This is a genomic window from Micromonospora maritima, from assembly GCF_902825405.1.
Taxonomy (GTDB): domain Bacteria; phylum Actinomycetota; class Actinomycetes; order Mycobacteriales; family Micromonosporaceae; genus Micromonospora; species Micromonospora maritima.
This window is the reverse complement of the sequence record NZ_CADEAU010000409.1, coordinates 1-4,753: the sequence shown is the minus strand read 5'-3', so window position 1 is coordinate 4,753 and position 4,753 is coordinate 1. Positions and strand designations below refer to the sequence as shown.

The window sequence follows — 4,753 nt, the reverse complement described above, 5'->3', positions numbered from 1 at the left end:
GTACCGTCGCCGGGCGCGTCGCCGCCGGTGACCTGGACGGCGCGGCGCTGGCCGCCGGGATGGTCCGGCGGCACCGCCAGACCCGGGGGTAGCCTGCTCGCCATGCCCGTGTCGCCCTACATCGCCCGGCTGCGCCGGCACGTCGGCCACGACCTGCTCATGCTCTACGGGGTCAGCGGCGTGGTGACCGACGACGCGGGGCGGGTGCTGCTGGCCCGGCGCGGCGACAACGGCCGCTGGTCGGTGCCCGCCGGCACGGTCGACCCGGGCGAGCAGCCCGCCGACGCGCTGGTGCGCGAGGTACGCGAGGAGACCGGCGTCGAGGTGGCGATCGAGCGGCTGGCCGGCGTGGCCACCCACCCGGTGGTCTATCCCAACGGCGACGCCTGCGAATACCTCAACGTCTGGTTCCGCTGCCGGGCCGTGGGCGGCACCGCCACCGCCGACGGCGACGAGTCCCTGGCGGTGGCCTGGTTCGCCCCCGACGCGCTGCCCGACCTGGACGACTGGTCGCGGCTGCGCATCGGCACCGCGCTCGCCGACGACGCCCCGCCCTGGTACGCGGCCCCGGGCGAGCAGCATCCGGCGCTGCGCCGGCCGGACAACCTCTGAGCGGCCGTCACCGACGGGCGCCGCCGCTGGTCTCGCGCACGGTCAGCCGGGGCTCCAGCAGGGTCACCTCCGGCACCGGCTCGTCGCGCAGCCGCCGCATGAGCAGCGTCACCGCCTGCCGGCCCACCTCCTCGGCGGGCACCGGGACGCCCGTCAACCCGGACTGCTCGGCCAGCTCGTCGGGGCACACCGCGACCACCGAGACGTCCCGCGGCACCCGGCGGCCCAGCAGCGGCAACGTCGCCAGCACCGGCCCGACGGCCGACTCGTTCTGCACCACCAGCCCGGTGACGTCGGGGTGGTCGGCCAGCAGCGCCTCCAGGTCCCGCCGCACCGCCGCCGGCCCCTCCTCGCAGGGCCGGGCCACCGCGTCGACGCCGAACCGGTCCGCGGCGGCCAGCACGCCGGCGCGGGTGCGGTGGGCGAAGCCGGTGCCCCGCGCGTAGACGGCGGCCGGCGCGCCGAGCAACGCGACACGCCGGTGCCCCGCGCCGGCCAGGTGCTCCACGCACAGCTCCCCGGCGCGCCGGAAGTCCAGGTCCACGCAGGCCAGGCCGCTGCTGTCGGTCGGGTGCCCGATCAGCACGCCGGGCAGCGCCAGCTCCCGCAGCAGCGGCACCCGGGAGTCCTCCAGCTCCACGTCCATCAGCAGCACGCCGTCGACCAGGGCGCTGCCGGCGATCCGGTGCAGCCCGGCCGGCCCCTCGTCGGCGGTGACCAGCAGCACGTCGTGGTCGTGGCGGCGGGCGGTGGTGACCACCGCGGTGGCGAACCGCATCACCACCGGCACCTGCATACCGGTGCGCAGCGGCAGCACCAGCGCGATCACGTTGGCGCGGCGGCTGGCCAGCGCCCGCGCCCCGGCGTTGGGGTGGTAGCCCAGGGCGCGGACGCTGGCCAGCACCCGCCCCCGGGTGGTGGCCGAGATGGCGCGCTTGCCGCTGAGCACGTACGACACGGTGCTGGCGGCGACCCCGGCGTGGCGGGCCACGTCGGCGATGGTGACCTGGTCACCGGCGACCCGGCCGGTCACCGGGCGGCCCCCGACCGCCCGTCGGTGGTCGCCGCCGCGGTGTGGCCGCCGGTGACGGCGACCGCGCCGACCAGCCGCACGTCCCGGGCGGACCGGCCGACCAGCACCGAGTGGACGGCGTCCTCCACCACCATCGCGGCGCGGGTCTCGTCCCACCAGGCCAGCTCGGCGGTACGCAGCCGCAGCGTCACCCGGGCCGCGCATCCCGGGTCGAGGGTGACCCGGGCGAAGTCGCGCAGCTGCCGCAGCGGCTGCTTGACCCGGGAACGACGCTGTCGGGTGTAGAGCTGCACCACCTCGGTGCCCGGGTGGCGGCCCGTGTTGGTGACCGCGACGCTCACCTCCACCTCCTCGCCGGCGTGCGCCGTGGCGGTGCTCAGCCGGAGGTCAGCGTAGTCGAACTCGGCGTAGCTGAGCCCGTGCCCGAACGGGTACAGCGGCTCGCCCCGGTGGTAGAGGTAGGTGGCGTCGGCGCCGATGACGTCGTAGTCGAGCAGGTCGGGCAGCTCGGCGGTGTCGGCGTACCAGGTCTGGGTGAGCCGGCCGCCCGGGTCGGCGGCGCCGAGCAGCACGTCGGCCAACCCGTTGCCGTGCTCCTGTCCACCGTGGGCGCTCCACAGCACCGCCGGCAGGTGCTCCTGCGCCCGGCCCACCGCGTACGGGTAGCTGCTGGTCAGCACCAGCACGGTACGCGGGTTCGCCGCCCGCACGGCGCGCAGCAGATCCTGCTGGCCGGACGGCAGCGCCAGGTCGGCCCGGTCCTCGGTCTCCCGCCCGCCGACCATCGGGTGGTTGCCGAGCACCACAAGCGCCACGTCGGCGTCGGCGGCCAGCGCGGCGGCCCCGGCGGTCCCGTCGGCCACCAGGTCGACCGTGAACCGGGCCGGGTCACCGGTGTCGACGCGCAGGCGACCGTCCGGGTCGACGCCGACGTGCCGGCCGGTGGCCAGGTGGTGCAGCAGCACGGTGCCGTCACCCCGGTGGTGCAGGCGGAACGTCTCCCGGACCACCCAGCCGCCCGGGCCGGGACGGTCGTGCACGAGCGTGCCGGCGTCCTGCGCGCCGACGTACCGGCCGTGGTGCGCCACACGCAGCGCCACCACCGCCTGCCCCCAGTCGACCACCTCGAACTGCGTCGGGGCGCCGTCGGCGAGGGTCAGCGGTGCGCCGTCGACGCACCGCACGGCCCGGTCGCCGACGCGCAACGTGATCCGGTCCGCGCCGCAGTGCGTGCGCACCTCGGGCAGCCGCCCGAGCAGCCCCTGGTACGCGCTGACCCGGTACGGCAGCGTGCCGCTGTACCAGTCGGTGAGCACGGTGTCGGCGAGCGGGCCGAGCACCGCGACCCGGGTGTCGGGGGTCAGCGGCAGCAGGCCGTCGTTGCGCAGCAGCACCACCGACTGGCGGGCGGCCTCCCGGGCGAGTTCCCGGTGCGCGGCGCAGTTCACCACGTCGGCCGGCACGCCGGCGTACGGGTCGTGGCCGGGCGGGTCCAGGTCGCCCAGGCGGGTCCGGACCGACAGGACCCGCCGGACCGCGCGGTCCACGTCGGACTCGGTGACGAGCCCTCGCGCCAGCGCCTCGGTCAGCCGGGCCACCGTGGGGCCGGGATCGTCGTCGTCCTCGGTGAAGCTGTCGATCCCGGCGCGCAGCGCGGCGGCGAACCCGGCCACGTGGTCGGGCAGGTACGCCTGCACGCCGGCGATGTTGCCGACCGCGCCCGCGTCGCCGACCACCAGCACCTCGTCGTCGGCCCAGCCGCGCAGCTCGCCGTCGATGAGCGGGCTCAGGTGCGCCGGCACGCCGTCGACCAGGTTGTACGACGCCATCACGGCCACCGCCGCCCCGGCGGCCAGGGGCGCGCGGAACGCCGGCAGCTCGTACTCGTGCAGCACGCGCGGCGGCAGGTGGCTGGAGGTCACCGCCCGGTCGGTCTCGTTGTTGTAGCCGAGGAAGTGCTTGAGCGTCGGGGCGGTCCGCAGCCGGGTGGGGTGGTCGCCGCGCAGTCCGTGGGCGTAGGCGGTGGCCAGCCGGCCGGTCAGCCACGGGTCCTCGGACCAGCCCTCCTCGTTGCGGCCCCACCGCGGGTCGCGCAGCGGGTTGACCACCGGCGCCCACACGTTGAGCCCGACCCGGTCCGGGTCCGCCTGGTGCGCGGCCCGGACCTCGTCGCCGACGGCGGCGCCGACCGCCCGGATCAGGTCCGGGTTCCAGCTGGCGGCCAGCCCGATCGCCTGCGGGAAGACGGTGGCCTCGCCGAGCCAGGCCACACCGTGCAGCGCCTCGGTGCCGGTGCGGAACGCCGGCAGGCCGAGCCGGGGGACCGGCGCCTGCCACTGGTGCAGCAGGCCGAGCTTCTCCGGCAGGGAGAGCCGGGCCAGCAGGTCGTCGAGACGGGGTGGGACGGATTCGGTCATGGCGGGCGCCTCCGGGGAGACGTGCGGGCACCCGGTGCGTCGAAGCGCTTCGACGACCGTGCCGGGAGACGGCGGCACGCACGCGGAAAAAGGGGGTGGTGGTCGAGCGGCGGCGTCGGCCCGGAGCGGTGGTGAAGCGCTTCGACGACCGCCGAGAAACACGCCGGCACCGGGTTGCCCGGTCGCGGTGACGGCGTTACCGAGGTTGGCACCCCGGGCCGGCGCGGTCAAGGGGTCAGGCGGTGGGCAGGTGCCCGGCCTCCACGGTGGCCAGTGCGGCGGTGGCGCCGCCGAGGGCGCCGGCCTCCGCGCCCAGCGTGCTGGCCTCGATCCGGGCCACCGGCGCCGGCGCCAGGGTGTGCTCGGCCAGTTCGGCGTGGGCGGCCGGCAGCAGCCACGGGGCGAGCGCCGCCAGGTGCCCGCCCACCACCACGACCTCCGGGTCGAGCAGGTCGACCAGGACGCACACCGCCCGCCCGAGCTGCCGGCCGACCTCGGTGAGCCCGGTCCGCACGGCGTCGTCCCCGGCGCGGGCGAGCGCCTGGATCCGCTCGATCTCCGGCAGGTGGTCGGTGACCGGACCGTCCTGGGTGGCGTCCGGCAGCAGGCGGCGCACCACGGCGTCCACGCCGACGAGCGCGGCGAGGCAACCCCGGCGACCGCACCCGCACGCCGGCCCGTCCGGCAGCAC

At 76.9% G+C, this 4,753-nt stretch carries 4 protein-coding genes; 1 reads left to right on the top strand and 3 read right to left on the bottom strand.

Annotated elements, in window-relative coordinates:
- Positions 1-102 precede the first annotated feature (102 nt).
- Positions 103-612, top strand: coding sequence for an NUDIX hydrolase (locus HUW36_RS25800; protein WP_174530528.1), 510 nt, complete (start codon positions 103-105; stop codon positions 610-612).
- A 7-nt stretch (positions 613-619) separates the two neighbouring features.
- On the opposite strand, the gene HUW36_RS25795 is transcribed toward HUW36_RS25800, so the two are convergent.
- The 3 genes from HUW36_RS25795 to HUW36_RS25785 form a co-directional block, all read right to left on the bottom strand.
- Complete coding sequence (locus HUW36_RS25795) at positions 620-1,645, bottom strand: LacI family DNA-binding transcriptional regulator (RefSeq protein WP_174530527.1); 1,026 nt, start codon at positions 1,643-1,645, stop codon at positions 620-622.
- Positions 1,642-4,062, bottom strand: coding sequence for a beta-glucosidase family protein (locus HUW36_RS25790; protein ID WP_174530526.1), 2,421 nt, complete (start codon positions 4,060-4,062; stop codon positions 1,642-1,644). The genes HUW36_RS25795 and HUW36_RS25790 overlap by 4 nt, the downstream gene beginning before the upstream one ends.
- 235 nt (positions 4,063-4,297) lie before the next feature.
- Positions 4,298-4,753, bottom strand: a 456-nt coding sequence (locus HUW36_RS25785) for an ROK family protein (protein WP_174530525.1), incomplete at its 5' end; no start/stop codon positions are given.